The following is a 22635-nucleotide window of genomic DNA, read 5'->3' as shown; positions in this document are numbered from 1 at the left end:
GGTTTCGGTGGCCTTGACTTCGATGCCGATGATCTCGCCAGAGGCCCGTTCGAGTATGCCGTCGACTTCGACCCCATCTCGATCTCGGTAGTGATGGAGCTGTACAGGCTCCTCGGACCACGTGAGCTGGCGGGCCAGCTCGCCGAGGGCGAAGTTCTCGATCAGCGGACCCACGGGTGCCGTTATGTCGGCCACTCGGGACGGGGTCAGGCCTGCCAGATGGGCGCCAAGTCCGGAGTCGACCAGCAGCAGTTTGGGTGTCGCGATCGCGCGTGTGGTCGCGTTGGACGACCAAAGCTGCTGGAGTCGGGGAAGATTCCCTTCCGACTGATCGTCAAGCACCGCCGGATCACTTACGAGGATCTCCAGGAGTACAAGCGTCGTGATGATGCCAGGCGCCGATCGGCTGCTGACGAGCTTGCCGCGCTGGGGCAAGAGCCGGACATCTGAGCGGTCGTCCCGATTGGGGGGCGTCTAGCATCGTGAGCATGAATGAGGCCACCACCGTAACGCTCCCGCACGGCCAGAACCTCAGGTGCGACACGTGTCAGGGTGAGATCTTCGAGTCCCGTCAGTGGAAGTTGCAGACCACCGGGATGACCTTCATGGGCCTGGACTGGGCCAACCGAGACGCGACCTGCTTCGTCTGCACCACTTGTCAGCGGATCCACTGGTTCCACCTGTAGAGGCGGAACTGCTGCAGATCGTCATGTGGTCCGGGGTTCGCCGTCTGACGTGGTGGCGTGGGATGCCTGTCCAGGTGATTTGGTCCGAAGGGGGTCCGCGAGACCGGGAGCCGCGTTCCCGATGTGTACCTGGCCCGGAGGCCCGAAGACGGAGTTGTGGTCGGGCTTTCTTCGATGGCCTTTACGTCAGCAGTCTTTACGCGGTGGTGGTGATGGCCGTTGTCGTACGAACTGTAGATTCGTCTGCGCTGCCCGGCTTGCTCTGCTCCGGAGCTGTTCGGCTCTGTTTGTGTCCGGGGAGTCGGTGAGAATCTGTACCCCGGAGAGGAAAGAGGTTTGGCGTGGGGAGAAGGAACCACACCTGATCTGCGATATGGCCCGCCGTCTTTGCCATTCGCCTGTCACTGTGCTCATGTCAGAGTCCGTGCCGGGTCTCCGGGGCGGCATCTTCTTCCCTGTGTGGAACAGGCAGGAGTCGTGAACGTAGAGGCGCAGATCCTCGAGGTGTTGCTACGCGTCCAGGCGCTCGAGACGAGTAGCCGCACCGTGGATGACATCACCGTGATCAGCATTGTTCTGATGATGACCGAGCTCGCTGCCTTGCAGGACGAGTTGAGGCAAGATTTCGCGGCCGTGGTCGACGAGCTCACTGCCTTGCGGCGTCACATCAACGACCATTTCAACGGCCCGCGCTGTGAGTTCCTGCGCCGCCCCGGCACTTGGCAGCGACCAGAGAGCAACTAGCGGGTCGGAGCTGGGTGAGAAGGCCTTCGGTCGTGGTGGAGACGCCCGATCGGAGGTCTTCATGTTGCACGGCTCATGCCCTTGTCGAGGGGCTGTGGACGTCGGCTGCGCGTCAAGTAGATCATGGGGTGTGCAGCGAAATTCGGTGGGGCGGGCGGGGCGGTTGTGGGCGGGGCTGGCGGGGGTTCCGGTCGTGTTTCCTGGGCGGGGAGAGGTGGCGGTGACCGCCTCCGCCGGGTCGGTATTGTGTCCGCCCGGGTGGACAGGGATCGTCGTCCTGGGTGGAGCGGCGCTGGTCACGGTGCCTGAGGCAGGCTTGGTGGGGCCGGTGCGGCGTGCTCTGACCGGCTGTCTTGGTGAGGATGGCGTTGATCTTGCGCGGCTGGCCGAGCGGCTGGAGGTTCGGGAGGTTCTGGGGCCGGCGACGCTCGCGTATCTCGATGCTGACGAGTTCGTTCCCTGCCATGTCGGGGTGGACGTCGAACGTTTGGCGGTGGGGGATCGGGATGTCTCTGGGCTGGTGGCGGGGGTGGACGAGCGGGATGCCGATGAGAGTGGGTTGGAGGAGGTCGGGTCGGGGGTCTGGGTGGTTCGTGAGGGTGGTGATGTGGTCGCCGCCGCTGGGTATCGGACCTGGTCGGGTGTGGCGGCGCATCTGTCCGTACTGACTGCCGGGGAGTTTCGGGGGCGGGGGCTGGGGCGGGTGGTGGCGTCGGCGGCGGTGGCCGACGCGCTGGGTGAGGGGTTGTTGCCGCAGTGGAGGGCGCGTCCGGAGGCGTCGCGGCGGGTGGCGCGAGCTCTCGGGTTCCGCGAGTTGGGGTCTCAGGTAAGTCTTCGCGTGGAACGCTGACCGCTTTTCGGCTGACCGAGGGGGTGGGTGGAGTCGTGGGGCCGTCTGCTACTTCGCGATCGCCTTCACCTCGCCCGTCTGCGCAGCCGCGCGGTGCGGGTGGCGGCGGCCGTCGCGGTCCTCGCCTGCCGTCGTTGCACGTGGTGGGGAGCGAGTGGTTCGAGGTCGCGGGCGCCGTCCTGCAGGCGGTCGTCGGCTCGCGCCTGCTGAGCCCGTCTCGCGGATGACGCCGGGACGGGCAGGGGTCAGATCGCGGCGGTGAAGCGGGCCAGGAGGGTGCGGAGGGTGGCGCGTTCCTCGGGGGTGAAGGCGTCGGCGATCCTGCGTTCGATGATCACGGCGGCCTCGTCCGCCACCCGGAGCGCCTCGCGGCCCGCGTCCGTGAGGTGGGTCTCCAGCATGGTGCGGTGCCATTGGTGGGGGGAACGTTCGATCAGGCCGTGTTCCAGCAGGTTCTTCAGTACGACGTTCATGGCCTGCGGGGTCACCAGGCACTCCCTGGCCAGGGCGGCGGCGGAGATGCCGGGGCTGGCGTCGAGGGCGAGCAGGGCGGCGTACTGGGGGACGGTCAGCCCGGCGATCTTGACCGCCGCGTGCTTGGCCGCCATGAGTCGCTGCTCGGCGCGCTTGACGTCGAGGCCGAGCCGCTCCTCCGGGGGCATGTCCATGCAGGGAGCCTACAAGCCGACACGCTATACAAGCCCGTATAGATATCAAAGCTTTGATAGTGTGCTGCCATGTCTGTGATTCCGGAGAGCCACCTCGACCTGCTGACCCGCCCCCTGTACGCCCACCTGGCGACGTTGATGCCCGACGGCACCCCGCAGGTGACCCCCGTGTGGACCGTCTGGGACGGCGAGTTCCTGCGCTTCACCACCACGAACGACCGGCAGAAGGGGCGCAACGCCGCCGCCCGCCCGTACGTTGCCATTTCCGTCAACGACCCCGACCGGCCGTACCGCTACCTGGAGGTCCGGGGCACGGTCGAGCGCGTGGAGCCCGACCCTCAGGGTGACTTCTTCGACGTCCTGGCCAGGCGGTACGGCCTGGACTACGAACGGCCGGTCGGCGACGCCGAACGCCGGGTGGTCATCGTGGTCCGGCCCACCCGCTGCACCAGCCAATGACCGGGCACCTGTAGGACCCTCTAGGACGGCTGCCGGGAGCGGGGCTGGGCGCGCATGTGCATGCGTTCGCCCTGCCGTCCGAACAGGTTGAGCACCTCCACCGGTTGATCGCCCGCGGGGCCGAACCAGTGGGGCAGGTGGGTGTCGAACTCGGCGGCCTCACCCGGTCCCAGGATCAGGTCGTGGTCGCCCACGATCAGCCGGACGCGCCCCGAAAGCACGTACATCCACTCATAGCCCTCGTGCGTGACCGGCTGCGGCCGCTTCTGGTCGGCGGGGATGACCGACTTCCACGCCTGCAAAGGGCCGGGCTGGGTGGTCAGGGGCAGCACGGTCCGGCCGTTGCGGACGACCGGTTTGAGCCGCACGCGCGGATCGCCCACCTCCGGCGCGCCGACCAGCTCGTCCAGCGGCACCTGGTGCGCCTCCGCGATCGGCAGCAGCAGCTCCAGGCTGGGACGGCGCTGCCCCGACTCCAGCCGCGAGAGCGTGCTCTTGGAGATGCCGGTGGCCTCGGCCAGGGCTGCCAGGGTCACCCCGCGCTCGGTGCGGAGATGCCTGAGCCGGGCGCCGACCTGGGCCAGCGTGGCGTCTATCCGGGATTGCTGTTCCATGAGGCCCATTCCACCTCCGCTGTCCCGGAAATGGCAACAGAAGTTGTCATCTCCGCGTGCCGGATCGCACCATCGGGGCCAGGAGGTGATCGTCATGACGAAGGCGATGAACAGCAAGGACACCGAGCACGACGTGGTGGTGGTCGGCGCGGGGGCGGCCGGACTGAACGCGGCTCTGCTGCTCGGGCGGGCGCGGCGCAATGTGGTCGTCGTCGACGCGGGCGCGCCGCGCAACGCCCCGGCCGCGCACATGCACGGCTACCTGTCCCGCGACGGCCTGCCGCCGTCGACTTTGCTGGAGCTCGGACGGGCCGAGATCGCCCGGTACGGCGTGCGGCTCGTCCGGGCGCGCGTGGACGAGATCGAGCCGGGCCCGCCCGCGTGGCAGGACGGCGAGATCGGGTTCTCCGTGCGGTTGGAGGGCGGCCCGGTGCTCGGTGCGCGTCGGCTCCTGGTCGCCACCGGCCTGTACGACGAACTGCCCGCCATCCCCGGCGTACGGGAGCAGTGGGGCAAGGACGTCCTGCACTGCCCGTACTGCCACGGCCACGAGGTCGGCGACCGGCCGCTCGCGGTGCTCGGCACGCATCCCAGGGCGGTCCACCAGGCCCTGCTCCTGCGCCAGTGGAGCGACGACGTCGTCTTCCTCGCCCACACCCTCGACCTGACGCCGGCGGACCGCGACCGTCTGGAGGCCCGCGGCCTGCGCATCGTCGAGGGTCCGATCGACCACCTCGTCGTCGAGGACGGACGGCTGCGCGGCGTCGAGCTCGCCGACGGACGGGTGCTGCCACGCGCCGCCGTGTTCCTGTTCCCGCGCATGGTGCCGAACGACCAGCTGCTCACCCGCCTGGGCTGTGAGAAGGACGACGCCGGCTGGGTCGTCACCGACCGCACGGGACGGACGAGCGTGCCCGGCGTCTGGGCGGCGGGCAACGTCGTGGACCCGCGGGCGCAGGTCGTCACGGCGGCGGGGATGGGGGCGGCGGCCGCTTTCGCGGTCAACGCCGACCTGGTGGACGAAGAGGTCCGGCACGCCGTCGAGCGGCGCCGCGCCCCGGCTCGCTAGCAACCCCCTCATACGTAAGGAGATCTCGTCATGCCCGCGCATGCTCCGGGCTCGGTGCGCAGCGTCACCGAGCAGAACTTCATCGAACGCGTCCTCCAGGCGGAACGTCCGGTTCTGATCCAGTTCTGGGCGGCGTGGTGCCGTCCGTGCCGGCTGGTCACGCCGATCGTGGAGAGCCCGGCCGCCCGGCACGACGTCACCGCCGTCCCCGCCTACCTCACCGCGGCCCTGCGCGACGCGGGGGTGGACCGTTGAGCGCCGAGGCCGCGGCCGCCCGGGGGACGGCGGTCGCCCGCGGCAGGCTCCCCCTGGGGGTCTACCTGCTGTCCTTCAGCCTGTTCTCGATGGGCAGCGCGGAGTTCCTGCTCGCCGGGGTGCTGCCGGCGGTCGCCGAGGACCTGCGGATCACGCTGTCCTCCGCCGGCGGGCTGATCTCCGCCTTCGCCGCGGGCGTCGTGATCGGCGGGCCACCGCTGGCCATCCTGACCCTCCGCTGGCCGCGCCGGACGACGCTGGTGGCCGCCCAGGCGACCTTCGCCGCCTGCGTCGCGGTCGGCATCCTCACCGACAGCCATCCGGTGCTGCTGGTCACGCGGTTCCTCTGCGGTCTCGCGTACGCGGGGTTCTGGGCGGTCGCGGCGGTCGCCGCGATCGGACTGGTCCCGGCGGACCGTACCGCCCGCGCGTCCGGGGTCGTCGTCAGCGGGCTGAGCCTGGCGATGATCGCGGGTGGGCCGGCCGGGGCGATGATCAGCTACTTCACCGGGTGGCGTGGCGGGTTCTGGGCGGTGGTCGCCCTCACCGTCGCGGGCGCCGTCCTGACGCTCGTCGCGCTGCCCGCCACCGGCGGGCACGGGCGGGCGAGCGTCCGCGGCGAGCTCCGCACGATGCGGCGGCCTCAGCTCTGGGTCGTGTACGCCGTCACCCTGCTGAGCACCGCGGCCTACATGATCTCCTACAACTACCTGGCGGCGTTCCTGACCGAGGTCACGGGCGTGCCCGGGGTCTGGGTCCCGGTGATCCTGACGCTCTTCGGCGTGGGGGCCTTCGCCGGGTTGTCGATCGGCGGCCGGATCGCCGACCGGTTGCCCACGCACGCGCTCCTGGCCGGGGTGCTCGGCATCGCCGCCTGTTCCGTGCTGCTCGCCGTGCTCGGACGGCACGTCCCGGCCGTCGTGCCGCTGGTGCCGCTGCTCGGCGTGGCCGGGTTCGTGCTGAACCCGGCCGTCTACGGGCGCGTGTTCGCCATCGCGTCGGGGGCGCCGACGCTCGCCGGGGCCACCACCGTCTCGGCCTTCCAACTGGGCATCAGCCTCGTCCCGGTGCTGGCCGCCGCCGCACTGGACGCCGGGGCGGGGATCGCCGCCGTCCCGTGGATCGGCGCGGCACTGGCCGCGACCACGCTCGTCCCCGTCCTGCTGGACCGCTTGTTGTCGCGCCGGTCGCTCTGAAGGTCGTCTTCCCTGTGTGGTGCGGATCACAGTGGGGGCGTGTCACGGATGGGGTGGCTGTTTGCATCGCGTGGTCAGAGGCACCGTACGAAAGGGACGATGATGACCACACAGCGCGAGAACGGCAAGGCTCCGCATCACATCCTGGTTCTGGGGGCGGGGTACGCGGGGATGGCGGCGGCGGTTCAGCTCGCGGCGCGGACCAAGGGGCGTGAGGACGTCCGGGTGACGCTGGTCAATCCGCAGGAGCGGTTCACCGAGCGGTTGCGGATGCACGTCGTGGCGAGTGGGCAGCAGGTCGCCGAGATGAGCATTCCGGAGCTGCTGGAGGGGACGGGGGCGCGGTTCGTCCGGGGTTGGGTGACGGCCGTGGACGCGGACGCCAGGAGCGTGCGGATCGACGACGACCGGGTCCTGCACTACGACACCCTCGTGTACGGGCTGGGCAGCGTGGCCGACACGGCGACCGTGCCCGGGGTGGAGGAGCACGCGTACACGCTGGACAGCGTGCAGGACGCCGAGGCGCTGGCCGCCCGGCTGACCCGGCTGGCCCAGGCGGGCCGGGGCACGGTGGTCGTCAGCGGCAGCGGGCTGACCGGCGTCGAGTCGGCCGCCGAGATCGCCGAGCGTCACCCCGAGCTGGACGTCGTGCTGCTCGGCAGGCAGGAGCCGGGCGCGGCCATGGCGGCCGGGCCGAGGGCGTACCTGCGCGAGGCCCTCGCCCGGCTGGGCGTGCGGGTGCGCAGCGGCGTCGAGGTCACGAAGGTGCTGCCCGGCTCGGTGGAGGTGGCGGGCGGGGAGAGCGTCGCCGCGGACGCCGTGCTCTGGACGAGCGGGACGCGGGTCTCGCCGCTGGCGGCGGCCGCCGGGCTCACCGTGGACGAGCGCGGCCGCATCGTCACCGACGCCTTCCTGCGCTCGGTGTCGCACCCGGACGTGTACGCCCTCGGCGACGCGGCCGCGATCAGCCAGGGCTACGGCGTCATGCACGGCACCTGCCAGAGCGGCATGCCGACCGGCGTGCACGCCGCGGTGTCGATCCTGCGCGCCCTGGACGGCCGGCGGCTCAAGCCGTTCCGCTTCGGCTACTACCACACCCCGGTGAGCCTCGGACGGAACGACGGCGTCGTGCAGTTCACCCACCCCGACGACAGCCCGCGCAGGGTGTACCTCACCGGCCGGATGGCCGCACGGTATAAGGAGACGGTGACCGCAGCACCCTGGCCGACGTACGTCCGCATGAAGAAGATGCCGGTCTCCGGCGCGCTCTGGCCGCGTGGCGGCCGGTTCACCCGGATCGGCGCCGGGCGATGAGCCGCGCGTACTCGGAGCAGGACCAGCAGGTCTTCGACGAGCATCGCAGGCTGCTGTTCTCGGTGGCCTACCGCGTACTGGGGTCCGTGGCCGACGCGGAGGACGCGGTCCAGGAGGCCTGGATCAGGTGGTCGGCCGACGACCGTTCGCAGGTGGCCGATCCGAAGGCGTATCTGGCGCGGATCGTGTCGAACCTGGCGTTGCAGCGGTTGCGGTCGACGCAGTACCAGCGCGAGACGTACGTGGGGCCATGGTTGCCGGAGCCGATCCTGACCAGCGGCGACACCGCCGACGACGTCGCGGGCGCCGACTCGGTCTCGACGGCGATGCTGGTGGTCCTGGAAACCCTGAGCCCGCTCGAACGGGCGGTGTTCGTGCTCAAGGAGGTCTTCGGCTTCAGCCACGCCGAGATCGCCGAGGCGGTGGAGCGTTCCGAGGCGGCGGTGCGCCAGGTCGCGCATCGGGCGAAGGAGCACGTACAGGCCCGCCGGCCGCGCTTCACGGCGGACCGGACACGGCAGCGGGACGTCACGCGGCGCTTCCTGGCCGCCGCGACCGGCGGCGACATCAACACGCTCATGGAACTGCTGTCCCCCGACGTCACCCTGTGGACCGACGGGGGAGGCAAGGTGCGCCAGGCGCTGCGGCCGGTCGTGGGCGCGCAGACGGTGGCCTCGTGGTTCGCCGCGATCGGCACGGTCACCTACCAGGGCATCGAGCCGGGCGACATGCGGGCGGAGCTCGCCGAGATCAACGGCGGCCCCGGCGTGGTGTTCAGCGGTCTGGGCCGGGTCGTCGCCACCGTGACCTTCGACTTCGACGCCGACGGGCACATCACCGCCGTCCACAACGTCGCCAACCCCGACAAGCTGGGCGCGATCGCGGCTGGGACCGCCCGCGACCTCACGCCTTGACAACCGTCGCTGACCCGGACGGTGGCGACGACCTGACATGTCGGTTGTCCGCCATGACCTAGTCATGGTGTGTAAGTCCCTTTCTGGCGAAACTTTGTTCTGCCGGTTGCGCAACCCCCCAACCGGTAGAAAGAGAGCCACCGCCATGCCATTCAGTCGTAGAGCGGCGCTGCTCAGCGCCGCCCTCGCCGCCACGCTCGTCGCGGCCGGCACCGGAAGCGCCCACGGTGACGCGACGGCCCCCGCCGCCGGAGTCGCCGGCGTCACCGGCGTCCCGGCGTCGTCGGTCACCACCGCGCGGGTCACCCTCATCACCGGGGACGAGGTCACCGTGGCCGGCCAGGCCGGCCGTCCCGTCTCGGTCACCGTCACCCCCGGCGAACGCTCGGCCGGCGACCTGCGCACCTACACGGTCGGCGGCGACGTGTACGTGCTGCCGAACGAGGCCGCGCCGCTGGTCGCCTCGGGCCAGGTGGACAAGCGGCTGTTCAACGTCACCCAGCTCATCGCCCAGGGGTACGACGACGCCCACAGCGAGTCGATCCCGACCATCGTCCGCTACTCCGGCAAGGGCCTGGCCAAGGCCGCTCCGCCCGACGGCGGCCGGCTCACCCGGTCCCTGCCCGGTATCCGGGGAGCGGCCGTCGCCGCGGACAAGAAGCGCGGCGGCGCGTTCTGGGAGGCCGTGGACGACGACACCGCCAAGGCGGGAACGCCCAAGGCCCGGCTCTCCGGCGGCATCGAGAAGCTCTGGCTGGACGGCAAGGTCAAGACGCTGCTCGACAAGAGCGTGCCGCAGATCGGCGCCCCCGAGGCATGGGCCGCCGGTTACGACGGAACCGGCGTCAAGGTCGCCGTCCTGGACACCGGCGTGGACGCCGAGCACCCCGACCTGGCCGACCGGATCGCCGAGAGCCGCAGCTTCGTCCCCGGCGAGACGGCTCAGGACGGCCACGGGCACGGCACGCACGTCGCCTCCACGATCGCGGGCAGCGGCGCGGGCTCGGGCGGCAAGTACAAGGGCGTGGCGCCCGGCGCCCGGCTGATCGTGGGCAAGGTGCTGGCCGACGAGGGCGCCGGCATGGAGTCGTGGATCCTCGACGGGATGAACTGGGCGGCCCACTCGGGCGCGAAGGTCGTCTCGATGAGCCTGGGCGGCCAGGAGGGCGCCGACGGCACCGACCCGATGGCCGTGGCGGTCAACGAGCTGACCGCCGAGACGGGCGTGCTGTTCACCATCGCCGCGGGCAACAGCGGCCCGGGGGCGACCACGGTGGGCTCGCCCGGCGCGGCCGAGGCGGCGCTCACCGTCGGCGCGGTCGACTCGGCCGACGCGGTCACCGACTTCTCCAGCCGCGGTCCCCGCGGCGGCGACGGGGCGCTCAAGCCGGAGATCACCGCTCCCGGCTTCAAGATCGTGGCCGCCCGCGCCGCGGGCACCTCGATGGGCACGCCGGTGGACGGCACGTACACCACGGCGAGCGGCACGTCGATGGCCACGCCGCACGTGGCGGGCGCCGCCGCCATCCTCGCGCAGCGGCACCCCGACTGGACCGCCGCGAGGCTGAAGAACCAGCTCGTCAGCACCGCGCGGACGACGGCCGGCACCTCCGTGCACAGCCAGGGCGCCGGCCGCGTGGACGTGAGCCGCGCCGTACGCCAGCCCGTCTCGGGCTCCGGCGTGATCGACTTCAGGCTCGCCGACTGGGACGCCGGAGAGCCGGCCACCAAGCAGATCGAGTACGTCAACGACGGCGACCAGCCCGTCACCCTGACGCTCGCCGCCAAGGGCGCGGGCGAGGATCTGCCGGCCGCGGCGCTGACCCTGGGCGCCCAGACGGTGACCGTGCCGGCGCACGGCACCGCGTCGGCGGCCGTCACCGTCGACACCTCGGCCGTGCCGGCGGGGGCGCACGGCGCGCACGTCACCGCGTCCACCGCCGACGGCCAGACGGTCGTGACCACGGCCGTCGGCTTCGTCCGGGACGTGGAGCGCTTCGACGTCACCCTCAAGGTGCTCGACCGGGACGGCAAGCCGACCACCGGCGCCGCCGTCGTGCACGACATCAACCTCGACAGGCTGGCCCTTCCGGACAGCTACCTGATCGGCGCGGACGGCACCGCCAAGGTCCGGCTGCCCCGGGGCGAGCACGCCTTCATGGCGGAGATCTTCCACTACGCCGCCGAGGGGAACCGGGTCTGGGAGTACACCTACGGCGCCGAGCCGGGCGCGGTCATCGACTCCGACCGGACCATCACCTTCGACGGCGCCAAGGCCGGACCGGTCACCATGGACACCCCGAAGCCGAACCAGGCGAACAGGGTCCGGCTCGGCCTGTCGGTCCAGAGTGCGGCCGGCACCAGCGCCTACGGCCTCGAACAGTGGATGAACGGCGAGACGAAGGTGTACTCCGTCCCGTCCCAGGGCACGAGCAGCCGCTTCGAGTCCCGGGTCGCCTGGTCGCTCACCGCGCCGGAGCTGAAGGCCCAGGTCCTCGGCGCCGGGGCCGAGCCGATCGAGCCGGCCTACTTCCGGGGCCGGGCCGGCTCCGCGCGCATCGACGGCGCCCAGGTCCTGCGGGCCGCGGACGCCGGGACCGGGCGTCCCGAGGACTACGCGGGGCAGCCGGTCCGGGGACGGCTCGCGCTGGTCAAGCGCAGCGCCGAGCTCACGCCGCAGCAGCAGGTCGACAACGCGGCCGCCGCAGGAGCGGGCGCGGTCATCATCTACAACGACAAGCCCGACAACTGGGGCGCCGACAACTGGAGCACGTCGCCGACCAGGATCCCGGCGATGACGCTCGCGGGTGAGCAGGGCGCCCGGCTGGCCGCGGCGGCGGCCAAGGGCAGGCTGCAGGTCCGGCTCTCGGGCACGGCGGTGAGCCCGTACGCCTACGAGCTGGTCAAGTACCGCAACGGCGGCGTCCCGGCGGACCAGCGGTACAAGGTGCGCGACGGCGAGCTGGCCACCGTGCAGTCGTTGTTCCACGCCTCGGCGCCGGCCACGGAGGCCGGGTACGCCCGGTCGCTGGTCTCGCCGATGCAGGGCACGGCCTACGCGGTCTTCACCCGGATGATCACGCCGCGGCCCCTCACCGAGTACGTCACGGCCGACCTGCGGACCTTCGAGTCGATGCAGGTGGGCTCGGTCTGGGAGGGCGGCCAGGCGTGGCAGCAGACCGCGCCGTCCGTGCTCAAGGCCGGTCAGCGGGTGTCGCGCGACTGGAACAAGGCGGTGGTCCGCACGGCGCTGCCGGCCGCGGCGGACAAGTCCGCGGTCCGCGAGGGCGCGATCGGCGTGCTCTTCGCGGGAGGGCTGTTCGACACCGCGCCCGGCCAGACGTACCTGTTCCGCGCCTCCGCCGACAAGGAGCAGTCGACGGTCTACCGCGACGGCGAGCTGCTGGGCTCCGCGCCGTCGGCGGCCGTCGCCTTCCCGGTGGTGCCGGAACGCGCCCAGTACCGCGTGGTGACCGACGTGCAGCGGAACGCACCTTTCTGGACGACCTCCACCAAGGTGCGCACCGACTGGACGTTCCACTCGCAGCAGGTGGCCGCCCAGGACCTGCTGCCGGTCCTGTCGATCGACTACGACCTCGACGTGGACGAGACCAACAGCGCCCACGCGAACGCCCCCACCCGCGTCGGCCTCGGCCTGCGCTACCCGAAGGGCCTGGCGGGGCCGCGCATCACCCGGGCCGCCCTGTGGACCTCGGCCGACGACGGCGCCACCTGGCAGCCGGTACGGCTCGCCGGGGCCGGTGAGCGGGCCTTCACCGGCGCGATCAGGAACCCGGCGAAGCCCGGCGGCTTCGTGTCGCTGCGCGTGCAGGCCACCGACGCCGACGGCGGCACCGTCGAGCAGATCGTGACCCGCGCGTACCAGCTACGCCGATAGTTCCAGGTGAGGGGCGTCCCCGGCGGGGGCGCCCCTCACAGCGGGATCATGCCGGACCGGGCCGCGTACCAGGCGAGCTGCATGCGGCTGTCGGTCCCGGCCAGCTTCATCAGCCGCCGGATCCGGCGCTGGACGGTGCGCTCGCTGGTGCCGAGCCGGCTGGCGACCGTCTTGTCCGGCATCCCGGACAGCAGGTACGTCATCAGCGCGACATCGGTGTCGTCCCAAGCCGCGACCCCCTCGGTCACGCTCGTGGCGGTGAGCCGCAGCGGGGTCGCCGCCTGCCACACCCGCTCGAACAACTCCACCAGAAGATGGACCAGGGACTGCCCCCTGACCAGGAGGAAGCCCGGCTCCACGCTCGTCTGGTCGGGCAGGACGGGCAGGAGCACGACCTCCCGGTCCACGATGATCATCTTGCTGGGCAGCTCGACGGCGATCCTGATCTCGTAGCCGCCCTTCAGGAACCTGGAGATCTCGGCCGGGGCCCTGGGGTCGTCCAGCGCGGCGCGTTCGTACACGTAGCGGTAGGTGGCCAGGGCGTTGGTGGAGTCGTCGAGGTTGACGTCGAGCACGTACGGAGGCCGGAAGAACGCCAGCACCTCCCGGCGGGCGCCGCGTTCCAGATTGCCGAGCCAGGTGGCGAGCTGTTCCGGCGTGGTGAGCGCCTCGATCTCGCCCGCGGGCGAGGCCGCGCCCGTGCGGTACACCTCCACCAGCTCGGCCAGCCTGCCCTGCACCTGCTGCAACGCGGCTTGGCGCTCGGCGATCAGCGTGCCGAGGCCGACGTCGGGGGGCACGGCCATGTACAACCCGGTGTTGTCGCGGCTGGCCAGGCCAAGCGCGACGAGCCGCGTCACGGCCGCCGTCACGGCCGCCACCGGCAGGTCCAGCGCCTCGCCCACATCGGGGATCGTCACCCGGCGGCGGCGCAGGAGCTCCAGGTAGACGACCTCCTCCTCGTCGCTGAACCCCAGCCTATCCAGCATCTCTCATCACTTTCCGGCTGTCTGGCGGCATCACGGTCGCTCGTACGCGGGCGCGGCCAGCTCCCAGAGGCCGACCGGCCGCAGAGTGGCCGCGGCGGCGAGCAGCTGCTTCTCGTCCATGTCCTCGCCGGAGAGCCGCACGAGGGTGTTCCCATGGGCGGTGAACACGACGTTGCCGAAGTCATCTCTCAGGATCCAGAGGTCCGGCGCCGCCTGCACGCAGGTCACATCCTCGTGGCGATCCACTTCGTCAGCGCAGGCCTGCGCCGGGGGCATGGTCTCCGGCAGGACTTCGACCAGGAGGATGTCCGGGGCGCGCTCGTACCTGAGGGAGAGCTCCGGGCCGCGGACCTCCACCTTGTCGAGCCGGAAACCGGGCAGGTCGGGCACGGCGTTCGAGGTGTCCCGGGCGGTCATGGCCTGCGACTGGGCGGCGAGTGCGATCACGTCCTGGTTCGACCACGCCGCCAGGAACAGGGACGCGGCCACGCCGACCGCCGAGACGCGCACAGGTGCGGCAACCGGCAGGGCGATGCCCGCTCCCAGCGCGTAGCCGCACGCCCCGGCGGCCATGATGATCAGGCCGACGCGCCAGGCGCCGAAGCCGACCATGACGGAGACGGGGGCGGTCACGTTCAGGCCGACGTACAGCGCGATGAGGGCGAACTGCCCCAGCAGCGAGGCGAGCCACCAGTTCCGCAACATGGCGTACCAGGACAGCAGCATGCCGAGCGGAAGGGTCGCGAACAGCATCAGCAGCAGGTTGCCCGCGGCGTCATCGGGGCCGTGGAAGGCGATGACCGCCTGTGCCAGGCCGACCACGGCCCCCACGAGCGCCGCACGGATCAACGCATTCATACTCGATCATGGACGTTCTGCGCCCACTGCTGTCAAGAGGGGGTGTCCGCCCGGTCCCGGCGGGAGAACCAGCGCCAGGACGGCGGCAGGAGCAGCAGGACGACGACGGGCAGCGGCCCGAGGACGGTCGCGAAGAGCACCCCTTCCAGGTCGAGGCCGGGGTCGAGCGCGTCCACCGCGACGGCCCCGCCGACCTGCAGCAGTTCCAGGGCTACGGCGGCCCAGAGCATCCACGTCCTACGGGCGCCGAAGCGTTCCATCAGCCATCCGGTCAGCAGGAGGAACGTCACCTGCACCCCGAACAGCAGGAGCGGGCCGGGCGCAAAGGCGGCCAACACCGCTCCGGCCAGGAAGACCAGCCCCACGAGGCCGAACGCCACCTGAAGCGTCATGACGAACCTGGCGGCCCGTACGACGAAGGGCATCGGCTCGATCCCGACCGTCTTCACCATGGGACAAATACTGACGGATCGGCCATCCAGCGGGACAGAGAAACCACGCGTGAATCCCACCTTTCGATCAGGAGACGATCGTCCCCCGCAGGGGCCCCCAATTGGACAGCGGCATGCGCGCAACGGATATTGGACGGGAATAGGAGGATCTATTACATGGATGCGCGTCTGGACCATCTCGTTCTCTGGGTCTCCGACCAGCTCGCCGCCCTGCGTTTCTACGAGCAGGTGGTGGGCCTGCCGGGGGTCCGGGGGGAGGAGTTCCGCGAAGGCAAGGCGGGGTTCCCGAGTGTACGGATCACCGATGAGACGATCATCGACCTGATGGCGCACGACGTGTCGAACGGCGTGGAGGAGGGCACGGGGGTGACGGGCAGCGCCGGGCACCAGATCAACCACTTCTGCCTGTCGGTGAGCCGGGAGGACTTCGACGCGCTCCAGGTCCGGCTGAAGGACCACGGGATCGAGGTCACCGGCAGAGGCTCCAACTCCTTCGGCGCCCAGGGCATCGCCCCCGAGACCATCTTCTTCCCCGACCTGGACCGCAACGTCATCGAGGTTCGTCACTACCGCTGAGCCGGCGAGGTTGTCGGTCGGGTTTGGTAGACAGACGGCATGGGTGTGAGCGTCGACGAGTTCCTTGATCTGGTGCGGGGGTTGCCGGAGGTGACCGAGCATCCCAGCGCGGAGTGGGTCGGTTTCAAGGTCAACGGCAAGGGCTTCGGCTACCTGTGGGAGAAGACCGAGACGGTCGGGGTCAAGGCCACGATCGAGGAGCAGCTCGCGCTGGTGGCCGAGCGGCCCGAGGTGTTCGAGGTGCAGTTCACCGCCGGGCGCTTCGGGTGGGTCGTCGTCCACCTCGACAAGATCGAGGCCGACGAGCTGTTCGAGCTGATGGCCGAGGCGTGGTGCCTGACCGCGCCCCGGCCGCTGGTCAGCGCGTTCGAGGAGGCGCACCAGATCGCCCCGTCATGAGCCGCGGGTAGTCTCGGGCAGCGTGACCCCCATCGACATCCGGCTGCGCGAATGGCGTGAGGACGACGCCCCGGTCGTGCTGCGTGCGTTCGAGACGCCCGATCTGCGCCGCCAGTCGCCTTTCCCCGTCGTCACGCTCAAGGACGCGATGGGCTGGATCACGTCCTGGACGGGCGTGGGGCACGCGTTCGCCGTGACCGTCGAGGGTGGCACGGTGGTCGGGAACGTGGCGGTGGCCGGGATCGACGCCCACGACAACGGGTGGGTGTCCTACTGGGTCCTGCCCCCACACCGGGGGCTCGGGATCGCGACGGCGGCCACCGAGGAGCTGGCCCGGTGGGCGTTCGGCGAGCGCGGGCTCTTCCGGCTGGAGCTGGGGCACCGCACCGACAACCCGGCGTCGTGCCGGGTGGCGACCAAGGCGGGGTTCCTGGCCGAGGGCATCGAGCGCGGCAAGCTCTGCTACGAGGGCGTGCGCCACGACGTCGAGCGCCACGCCCGCCTCGCCACCGACTGACCCCGCCCCGCGGCGGGCCGGTGGCGGCGGAGCAGGGCCGCGGGCCGGGGTGATCGGCCGGCCTGGTCACGTGGTGGTGGGGTGAACTACCCTTTCCGGGTGGACAGCGAGAGCCGGGCCGCGGCCGGGCTGCTGGCGGCCCTGAGCAGGGCGGCCGAGATCCTCGCCGACTTACGCCACCCCTTCGTGCGCGGCAACCCCTTCACCCGCTTCGTCCCACCCTCGGGCGTGCGCACCGGCACCGCGTTCACCCTGCCCGACGGCCGCGAGGTGCTCTTCGAGGTCTCCCTCACCGTCTCCGGCGACGCCTTCCACGTGGAGGGCGGGATCACCGCCGAGGGCGAGCCGCTGCTGGAGCTGCCGCGCCGGAGCCTGCCGGACGTACACGACGCGCTCACCGTCCTGGACGACTACGCCGGCGACGTCGCCGCCCCCGCTGACCGCATGCTGGACGGACTTCTGGACGAAATTGTCTAATTGTCTGACAATGGAGGCATGAAGAACGGACCTCTCGCTGTCGTGGGCGCCTCCGCGCTCTGGGGCACCGCCGGCACCGCGGGGCTGCTCGTCTCGGCCGGGTCGGTCGGTTCGGTGGACTCGGTCGCGCTGGCCGCCGCCCGGCTGGTCATCGGCGGCGCCGCGCTCGGCCTGCTGGCGAGGGCCGGCCTCAGGCGGGTGCTGCGGCCGGGGCTGCTGCTGGCCGCGCTGGCGGTGGCGGCGTACCAGTTGTGCTTCTTCGCGGCGGTCGCGCGGACCGGAGTGGCCATCGGCACGGTGGTCGCGATCGGCAGCGGGCCGGCGTTCACCGGCGTGCTGTCCTGGGTGCTGCACCGGCGGCGGCCGAGCGGGCGGTGGGCGCTGGCGACCGCGGCGGCGGTCTGCGGCTGCGCGGCGCTGATCGTCGGCGGCGGCGCGCAGGCGGGCGGGCGGCTGGTGTCGGGCGTGCTGTTCGCGCTGCTCGGCGGCCTGCTCTACGCCTTCTACGCGGTCTCCGCCGCCAGGGCCATCGAGCAGGGGGCCGAGTCGGACGCCGTGATGGGGGTGATGTTCGGCGGCGCCGCCGTGGTCATGCTGCCGGTCCTGCTGGTCGGCGGCGTCGGCTGGATGGGGGAGCCGCGCTCGCTGCTCGCCGTGCTCTACCTGGGCCTCGGGACGACCGCGCTGTCCTACGTCCTGTACGGGCGCGGCCTGCGTACCACACCGGTCGCCACGGCCGCGACGCTGGCCCTGACCGAGCCGGCCGTCGCCGCGCTGCTGGGCCTGCTGGTGCTGGGGGAGCGCCTGGCCCCGCTCTCGGTCGCCGGGCTGGTGCTGCTGGTGCTCGGCCTGGTGGCGGTGGCCGTGCCGGAACGAGGCAGGGAACGCGTCGCGGAAACGGCACTAGCATCACAGCCGTGATGTTGCCCCTCAAACCCGTCTCCACGGTCGGCGCGCTCGCCGACGCCCTGCGCAGCCGGGTGCTCTCCGGCGAGATCGCGGCGGGGACGTCGCTGCCCGAGCAGGAGATCGCCGCGTCGTACGGCGTGGCCAGGCCGACCGTGCGCGAGGCGCTGGCCGGTCTGGTGCACGAGGGACTGCTCAGGCGCGAGCGCAACCGCAGCGCCTATGTCCCGGAGGTGACGATCGCGGACCTCCAGGACCTCATGTACGTGCGCCGGCCCCTGGAGGACCTCATGGCCCAGGCCGTCGCCGGCCGCCGGGTCCCCGACGCCGAGGCCGCGCTGCTCAGATGGGAGGAGCTGCCCGCCGACGCGCCGTGGTCGGCGACCGTGGCCGAGCACATGGCCCTGCACGAGGCGCTGATCGAGGCGGCCGGCAGCAGGCGGCTCGTACGCCTCTACGCCGCGCTCGCCGCCGAGACCAGGCTCGGCATGGTCCGCCTGCGCGAGGTCTACCGCGACCGGGACGTCCTGGTCCGCGAGCATCGCGAACTGCTCGACGCCATCGCGGCGGGCCCGGCGGAGGCGGCACAGGCGGCCGTAGCGGCGCATCTCAGCCACAACTGGGGCAGTCCCGAGCGTCCCTGAACGGAAACGCCATGGCCGTCATTGAGCGCGAGCCCTTGCGGGACAAGCCCGGAACTCGCAAGAATCGCGGCCATGCACGGCAACCCGATGCCGGACTCCTACGTATATGTCACCGAAGAGGGCGTCACCCGTCACTACGCCGACGGCAGCGTCGAGGCCCTTGCGTGGGAGGACGTTGCGGAGGTCCGGGTCGCCACCGAATCCGGGGAAGACGTTCTCTTCATCCTGCTCGATCGTGAGGGCGAAGGCTGCGTGGTGCCGCGTTCCGCGACTGATGCCACCTTTCTCGCCCGTCTACGCTATTTGCCCGATTTCGATCTCGACCGGCTGAACCTGGCCGCCGATTCCGCGCGTGACGGGGTTGTGGTCGTGTGGCGCAGCCCTGATCCGCCGTCCGCATTGCCGGATCTGGAGTACGACTAGCGCGTTCGCTAGCCTGTTACCTGGCGAAATGTCGCCATAAACATCACATTTCCTCGCCTGCGTGCTGCACTTTTGGATCGTTCCGTCAACCCCCGAAACCCCTAGATCGACGTCCGATTGTGGACATTTCCCGTTATTCCCCAGGTTGGAATCGATCTTTACTCTTTAGTGGGGGCCGCCGCCCTTGATAACGCATGGGTCATTGTCAACCTATGTGGCACAAGGAACGTCCTGTTATCGCGGTGAAAGCAGTTATCACAGGGTGGTGCTATGAGGGTGGGGACTGGGGAGTCCACTGCTGTGCTCCTCAAGGCCGCGCCACGCCTTGAGTCCAGCATCTGGACCCGGGCGTACCTGCGGCTCCTGTTAGGCGGAGACACGGCCTGCGCGCTGCTCGCGTGCGTGTGCGTGCTGGGCGTACGCCTGGCCTCCGGCGTGTACGTGCCGATCGCCGAGTACGTGCTCGGGCTCGGCCTGCTCGTCGCGTGGCCGGCAGCGCTCAAGATGGGAGGCGCGTACCGCCAGCGCGCCAACGGCGAGGGCCCGGAGGAGTTCAAGGCCGTCTTCACCGGCGGGATCGGGCTGATGGCCACCACGGCCGTCCTGGCCTACGCCACGCAGACGGCCATCGCGCGCAGCTTCGTCATGGCGATGCTGCCGCTGGTGCTGATCGCCACGCTCTACTTCCGCTACCGCATGCGCAAGCGGCTGCATCGCAGGCGGGCGATCGGCGAGTACATGCGGCAGGTGATCGCGGTCGGGCACCGGGAGTCGATCCTCGACCTCGTCGTGCAGTTCCGCCGCCAGCCGCACCACGGCATGCAGGTCGTCGGGGCCTGCCTGCCGCACGACACGCTGGACGTCGACCTCGACGGCATCCCCGTGATGGGCTCCTTCGGCGACGTCGCCGAGGTCGTGGCCCACTCGCGGGCCGACGCGGTGGCCGTCCTGGCCTGTCCCGAGCTGGACGGGGCGGCGCTGCGCCGGCTGGCCTGGAGCCTGGAGACGGCGCGTACGGACCTGTTCGTCGCGCCCGCGCTCATGGACGTCGCCGGCCCGCGCATCAGCATCAGGCCGGTGGCCGGGATGCCGCTGCTGCACGTGGAGCACCCGGAGTTCGACGGCACGCGGCAGTTCGCGAAGTCGGTCTTCGACCGCATGGTGGCCGGCGCGGCCCTGCTGGTGCTCGCGCTGCCGCTGCTGGCGCTCGCCCTGGTGATCAGGCTGACCAGCCAGGGTCCCGCGCTGTTCCACCAGACCAGGGTGGGCAGGGGTGGCAGGGAGTTCCGGGTGGTGAAGTTCCGCACGATGGTGGTCGACGCGGAACGGCTCAAGCACCAGCTTCTTGAGGCGAACGAGTTCGACGGGGTGCTGTTCAAGATGAGGAACGATCCAAGGATCACCCGGGTGGGCGCCTTCCTGCGCCGCTACTCCCTGGACGAGCTGCCGCAGTTGCTCAATGTGATCCGTGGTGAGATGTCCCTCGTCGGCCCCCGACCGCCGCTGCCGGAGGAGGTCGCCAGGTACGGCGCCGACGTGCGCCGCCGCCTGGTGGTCAAGCCCGGCATGACCGGCCTCTGGCAGGTCAGCGGCCGTTCCGACCTGACGTGGGAGGAGTCCGTACGGCTCGACCTGCGTTACGTGGAGAACTGGTCGCTCCTGCTCGACCTGCAGATCCTGTGGAAGACCTGGTCCGTCGTCACCCGTGGAGAAGGGGCTTACTAGCAGTGAAGGCACTCGTGCTCGCCGGGGGGTCGGGCACACGGCTCCGGCCCATCACGCACACCTCGGCCAAGCAGCTGGTCCCCGTCGCCAACAAGCCGGTCCTGTTCTACGGGCTGGAGGCCATCGCGGCGGCCGGGATCAGGGAGCTCGGCCTGGTGGTCGGGGACACGCAGGCGGAGATCGAGTCGGCCGTCGGGGACGGCTCGGCGTTCGGGCTGCAGGTGACCTACCTCCGCCAGGAGGCGCCGCTCGGGCTGGCGCACGGCGTGCTGATCGCCCGCGAGTACCTGGGCGACGACGACTTCGTGATGTACCTGGGCGACAACTTCGTCGTCGGGGGCATCAACGACCTGGTGGACAGGTTCACCAGAGAACGGCCCGCCGCGCAGATCATGCTGACCAGAGTCGGCGACCCCGGCCAGTTCGGGGTCGCCGAGCTGGACGCGGAGGGCCGCGTGGTCGGCCTGGAGGAGAAGCCGGCCAGCCCCAAGAGCGATCTGGCGCTGGTCGGCGTCTACCTGTTCAGCCCGGCGATCCACGCCGCCGTCGCCGAGCTCAAGCCGTCGTGGCGGGGCGAGCTGGAGATCACCGACGCGATCCAGTGGCTGATCGAGGCCGGGCTGCGCGTGGAGTCGTCGGTGATCTCGGGATACTGGAAGGACACCGGCAACGTCACCGACATGCTGGAGGTCAACCGGCTGGTCCTGGAGTCGGTCGAGCCCGGCGTGCGCGGGCGGGTCGACGAGGCCAGCGAGCTGATCGGCCGGGTGGTGGTCGAGCCGGAGGCGGTGGTCGAGCGCTCCCGCGTGGTCGGCCCGGCGATCATCGGCCGGGGTGCGCGCATCCAGGACAGCTACGTCGGGCCGTTCACCTCGGTCGGCGCGTCGTGCGTGGTCACCGGCAGCGAGATCGAATACTCGATCCTGCTGCCTCGGGCGTCCATCGACGGCGTGGGCCGGATCGAGGCGTCCCTGATCGGCCACGACGTCGAGGTCACCCGAGCGCCCAACACGCCCAGAGCCCACCGTCTCGTGCTGGGCGATCACAGCAAGGTACAGATCACTACATGACAAGAGTTCTGGTGACGGGCGGCGCGGGGTTCATCGGCTCCCACTTCGTCCGGGGGCTGCACGACGCGTACGTGACCGTCCTCGACAAGCTCACCTACGCCGGGAACCGCGCCAACCTCGAAGGCGTGCGCCACGAGTTCGTCCACGGCGACATCTGCGACGCGGAGTTGCTGCGCGAGGTCGTCCCGGGTCATGACCTGGTGGTGAACTTCGCCGCCGAGTCCCACGTCGACCGGTCGATCGAGGGCGCCGCCGCCGAGTTCATGCGGACCAACGTGCTCGGCACCCAGACGCTGCTCCAGGCGTGCCTGGAGGCGGGCACGCCGAAGGTCGTCCAGGTCTCGACGGACGAGGTCTACGGGTCGATCGACATCGGCTCCTGGGACGAGTCCGCGCCGGTGCGCCCGCGTTCGCCGTACGCGGCCAGCAAGGCGGGCGGCGACCTGATCGCCCGCTCGTACGCGATCACCTACGGCCTGGACGTGTCGATCACCCGCTGCGGCAACAACTACGGCCCCCGGCAGTACCCCGAGAAGCTGATCCCGCTGTTCGTCACGAACCTGCTGCGCGGCCGCCAGGTCCCGCTGTACGGCGACGGCGGCAACGTGCGTGACTGGATCCACGCCGAGGACCACTGCGCCGGAATCCGCCTGGTCGCCGAGAAGGGCGAGCCCGGCGAGGTCTACCACATCGCCGGCACCGCCGAGCTGACGAACAAGGAGCTGACCGCCCGCCTGCTCGAAGCCTGCGGCCGCGACTGGGACTCGGTGCGCTACGTCGAGGACCGCAAGGGCCACGACCGCAGGTACTCCCTGGACGACGCCAAGCTGCGCAAGCTCGGCTACCGCCCGGAGATCCCGTTCGACCAGGGGCTGAAGGACACCGTCCGCTGGTACGCCGACCACCGCGACTGGTGGCCCTCGTGACCGGAG

General features: G+C 70.9%; 26 protein-coding genes. 20 read left to right on the top strand and 6 right to left on the bottom strand.

Annotated elements, in window-relative coordinates:
- A partial coding sequence (locus AB0J97_RS40680) for a DUF4143 domain-containing protein (protein ID WP_364099415.1) occupies positions 1–342 on the bottom strand: 342 nt, incomplete at its 3' end.
- Between the two features lie 146 nt (positions 343–488).
- Between AB0J97_RS40680 and AB0J97_RS40675 the strand changes: the two genes are divergently transcribed.
- The 3 genes from AB0J97_RS40675 to AB0J97_RS40665 all read left to right on the top strand — a co-directional run bounded on the left by AB0J97_RS40675 (position 489) and on the right by AB0J97_RS40665 (position 2280).
- On the top strand, positions 489–686 hold the full coding sequence (locus AB0J97_RS40675) for a hypothetical protein (protein ID WP_364099402.1): 198 nt from the start codon (positions 489–491) through the stop codon (positions 684–686).
- Between the two features lie 477 nt (positions 687–1163).
- Positions 1164–1430, top strand: coding sequence for a hypothetical protein (locus AB0J97_RS40670; protein ID WP_364099399.1), 267 nt, complete (start codon positions 1164–1166; stop codon positions 1428–1430).
- A 220-nt stretch (positions 1431–1650) separates the two neighbouring features.
- Positions 1651–2280, top strand: a complete 630-nt coding sequence (locus AB0J97_RS40665; protein ID WP_364099397.1) for a GNAT family N-acetyltransferase — start codon at positions 1651–1653, stop codon at positions 2278–2280.
- A 245-nt stretch (positions 2281–2525) separates the two neighbouring features.
- Here the strand turns inward: AB0J97_RS40665 and AB0J97_RS40660 are convergent, their stop codons facing one another.
- A complete protein-coding gene (locus AB0J97_RS40660; protein WP_364099394.1) occupies positions 2526–2948 on the bottom strand; it encodes a MarR family transcriptional regulator in 423 nt (140 codons plus the stop codon).
- Between the two features lie 69 nt (positions 2949–3017).
- Here AB0J97_RS40660 and AB0J97_RS40655 point away from each other — a divergent pair, with 69 nt between their 5' ends.
- Entirely contained in the window at positions 3018–3407 is a 390-nt protein-coding gene (locus AB0J97_RS40655) for a PPOX class F420-dependent oxidoreductase (RefSeq protein WP_357692354.1), read from the top strand.
- Between the two features lie 20 nt (positions 3408–3427).
- Here AB0J97_RS40655 and AB0J97_RS40650 read toward each other — a convergent pair whose 3' ends face one another.
- Entirely contained in the window at positions 3428–4021 is a 594-nt protein-coding gene (locus AB0J97_RS40650) for an XRE family transcriptional regulator (protein ID WP_357692352.1), read from the bottom strand.
- Positions 4022–4115: 94 nt separating this feature from the next.
- Here AB0J97_RS40650 and AB0J97_RS40645 point away from each other — a divergent pair, with 94 nt between their 5' ends.
- From AB0J97_RS40645 to AB0J97_RS40620, 6 genes are all read left to right on the top strand, one after another.
- A complete protein-coding gene (locus AB0J97_RS40645; RefSeq protein ID WP_364099389.1) occupies positions 4116–5090 on the top strand; it encodes an NAD(P)/FAD-dependent oxidoreductase in 975 nt (324 codons plus the stop codon).
- Positions 5091–5120: 30 nt separating this feature from the next.
- Positions 5121–5345, top strand: a complete 225-nt coding sequence (locus AB0J97_RS40640) for a thioredoxin domain-containing protein (protein ID WP_364099386.1) — start codon at positions 5121–5123, stop codon at positions 5343–5345.
- Positions 5342–6541 carry an MFS transporter gene (locus tag AB0J97_RS40635; RefSeq protein WP_364099383.1) on the top strand — a complete coding sequence of 400 codons (1200 nt, stop codon included), beginning with the start codon at positions 5342–5344 and terminating at the stop codon, positions 6539–6541. The genes AB0J97_RS40640 and AB0J97_RS40635 overlap by 4 nt, the downstream gene beginning before the upstream one ends.
- Positions 6542–6640: 99 nt before the next feature.
- Positions 6641–7855: an FAD-dependent oxidoreductase gene (locus AB0J97_RS40630; protein WP_357692344.1), complete on the top strand. Its 1215-nt coding sequence runs from the start codon at positions 6641–6643 to the stop codon at positions 7853–7855.
- Positions 7852–8769, top strand: coding sequence for an RNA polymerase sigma-70 factor (locus AB0J97_RS40625; protein ID WP_364099379.1), 918 nt, complete (start codon positions 7852–7854; stop codon positions 8767–8769). The genes AB0J97_RS40630 and AB0J97_RS40625 overlap by 4 nt, the downstream gene beginning before the upstream one ends.
- A 145-nt stretch (positions 8770–8914) precedes the next feature.
- A complete protein-coding gene (locus AB0J97_RS40620) occupies positions 8915–12667 on the top strand; it encodes a S8 family serine peptidase (RefSeq protein ID WP_364099376.1) in 3753 nt (1250 codons plus the stop codon).
- A gap of 35 nt (positions 12668–12702) precedes the next feature.
- On the opposite strand, the gene AB0J97_RS40615 is transcribed toward AB0J97_RS40620, so the two are convergent.
- The 3 genes from AB0J97_RS40615 to AB0J97_RS40605 are packed head-to-tail and all read right to left on the bottom strand — an operon-like array spanning position 12703 to position 14966.
- Positions 12703–13656: a helix-turn-helix domain-containing protein gene (locus tag AB0J97_RS40615; RefSeq protein ID WP_364099373.1), complete on the bottom strand. Its 954-nt coding sequence runs from the start codon at positions 13654–13656 to the stop codon at positions 12703–12705.
- A gap of 30 nt (positions 13657–13686) precedes the next feature.
- Positions 13687–14514, bottom strand: coding sequence for a hypothetical protein (locus AB0J97_RS40610; protein WP_364099370.1), 828 nt, complete (start codon positions 14512–14514; stop codon positions 13687–13689).
- Positions 14515–14546: 32 nt separating this feature from the next.
- Complete coding sequence (locus AB0J97_RS40605) at positions 14547–14966, bottom strand: hypothetical protein (RefSeq protein ID WP_364099367.1); 420 nt, start codon at positions 14964–14966, stop codon at positions 14547–14549.
- 156 nt (positions 14967–15122) lie between these two features.
- On the opposite strand from AB0J97_RS40605, the gene AB0J97_RS40600 reads away from it, so the two are divergent.
- The 10 genes from AB0J97_RS40600 to rfbB all read left to right on the top strand — a co-directional run bounded on the left by AB0J97_RS40600 (position 15123) and on the right by rfbB (position 22629).
- Positions 15123–15542 (top strand): VOC family protein, encoded by a 420-nt coding sequence (locus tag AB0J97_RS40600; RefSeq protein ID WP_364099364.1) that lies wholly within the window; start codon positions 15123–15125, stop codon positions 15540–15542.
- 39 nt (positions 15543–15581) lie between these two features.
- Entirely contained in the window at positions 15582–15941 is a 360-nt protein-coding gene (locus AB0J97_RS40595) for an MmcQ/YjbR family DNA-binding protein (RefSeq protein ID WP_357692331.1), read from the top strand.
- Between the two features lie 22 nt (positions 15942–15963).
- A complete protein-coding gene (locus tag AB0J97_RS40590) occupies positions 15964–16458 on the top strand; it encodes a GNAT family N-acetyltransferase (protein WP_364099361.1) in 495 nt (164 codons plus the stop codon).
- 99 nt (positions 16459–16557) lie between these two features.
- A complete protein-coding gene (locus AB0J97_RS40585; RefSeq protein ID WP_364099358.1) occupies positions 16558–16935 on the top strand; it encodes a hypothetical protein in 378 nt (125 codons plus the stop codon).
- A gap of 18 nt (positions 16936–16953) precedes the next feature.
- Entirely contained in the window at positions 16954–17856 is a 903-nt protein-coding gene (locus AB0J97_RS40580) for an EamA family transporter (protein ID WP_357692325.1), read from the top strand.
- A complete protein-coding gene (locus tag AB0J97_RS40575) occupies positions 17856–18485 on the top strand; it encodes a GntR family transcriptional regulator (protein ID WP_364099412.1) in 630 nt (209 codons plus the stop codon). The genes AB0J97_RS40580 and AB0J97_RS40575 overlap by 1 nt, the downstream gene beginning before the upstream one ends.
- Before the next feature lie 72 nt (positions 18486–18557).
- On the top strand, positions 18558–18908 hold the full coding sequence (locus AB0J97_RS40570) for a hypothetical protein (RefSeq protein ID WP_357692323.1): 351 nt from the start codon (positions 18558–18560) through the stop codon (positions 18906–18908).
- Positions 18909–19178: 270 nt separating this feature from the next.
- Positions 19179–20633, top strand: a complete 1455-nt coding sequence (locus tag AB0J97_RS40565) for a sugar transferase (RefSeq protein WP_364099354.1) — start codon at positions 19179–19181, stop codon at positions 20631–20633.
- 2 nt (positions 20634–20635) lie between these two features.
- Positions 20636–21703, top strand: coding sequence for a glucose-1-phosphate thymidylyltransferase (locus tag AB0J97_RS40560; RefSeq protein ID WP_364099351.1), 1068 nt, complete (start codon positions 20636–20638; stop codon positions 21701–21703).
- Entirely contained in the window at positions 21700–22629 is a 930-nt protein-coding gene (rfbB, locus tag AB0J97_RS40555; protein WP_364099348.1) for a dTDP-glucose 4,6-dehydratase, read from the top strand. The genes AB0J97_RS40560 and rfbB overlap by 4 nt, the downstream gene beginning before the upstream one ends.
- Positions 22630–22635: the final 6 nt, after the last annotated feature.

The sequence above is a fragment of the Nonomuraea sp. NPDC049607 genome (assembly GCF_040675375.1).
Lineage (GTDB): Bacteria > Actinomycetota > Actinomycetes > Streptosporangiales > Streptosporangiaceae > Nonomuraea.
The sequence above is the reverse complement of the archived record's forward strand: the minus strand, read 5'-3'. Positions and strand labels throughout refer to the sequence as shown.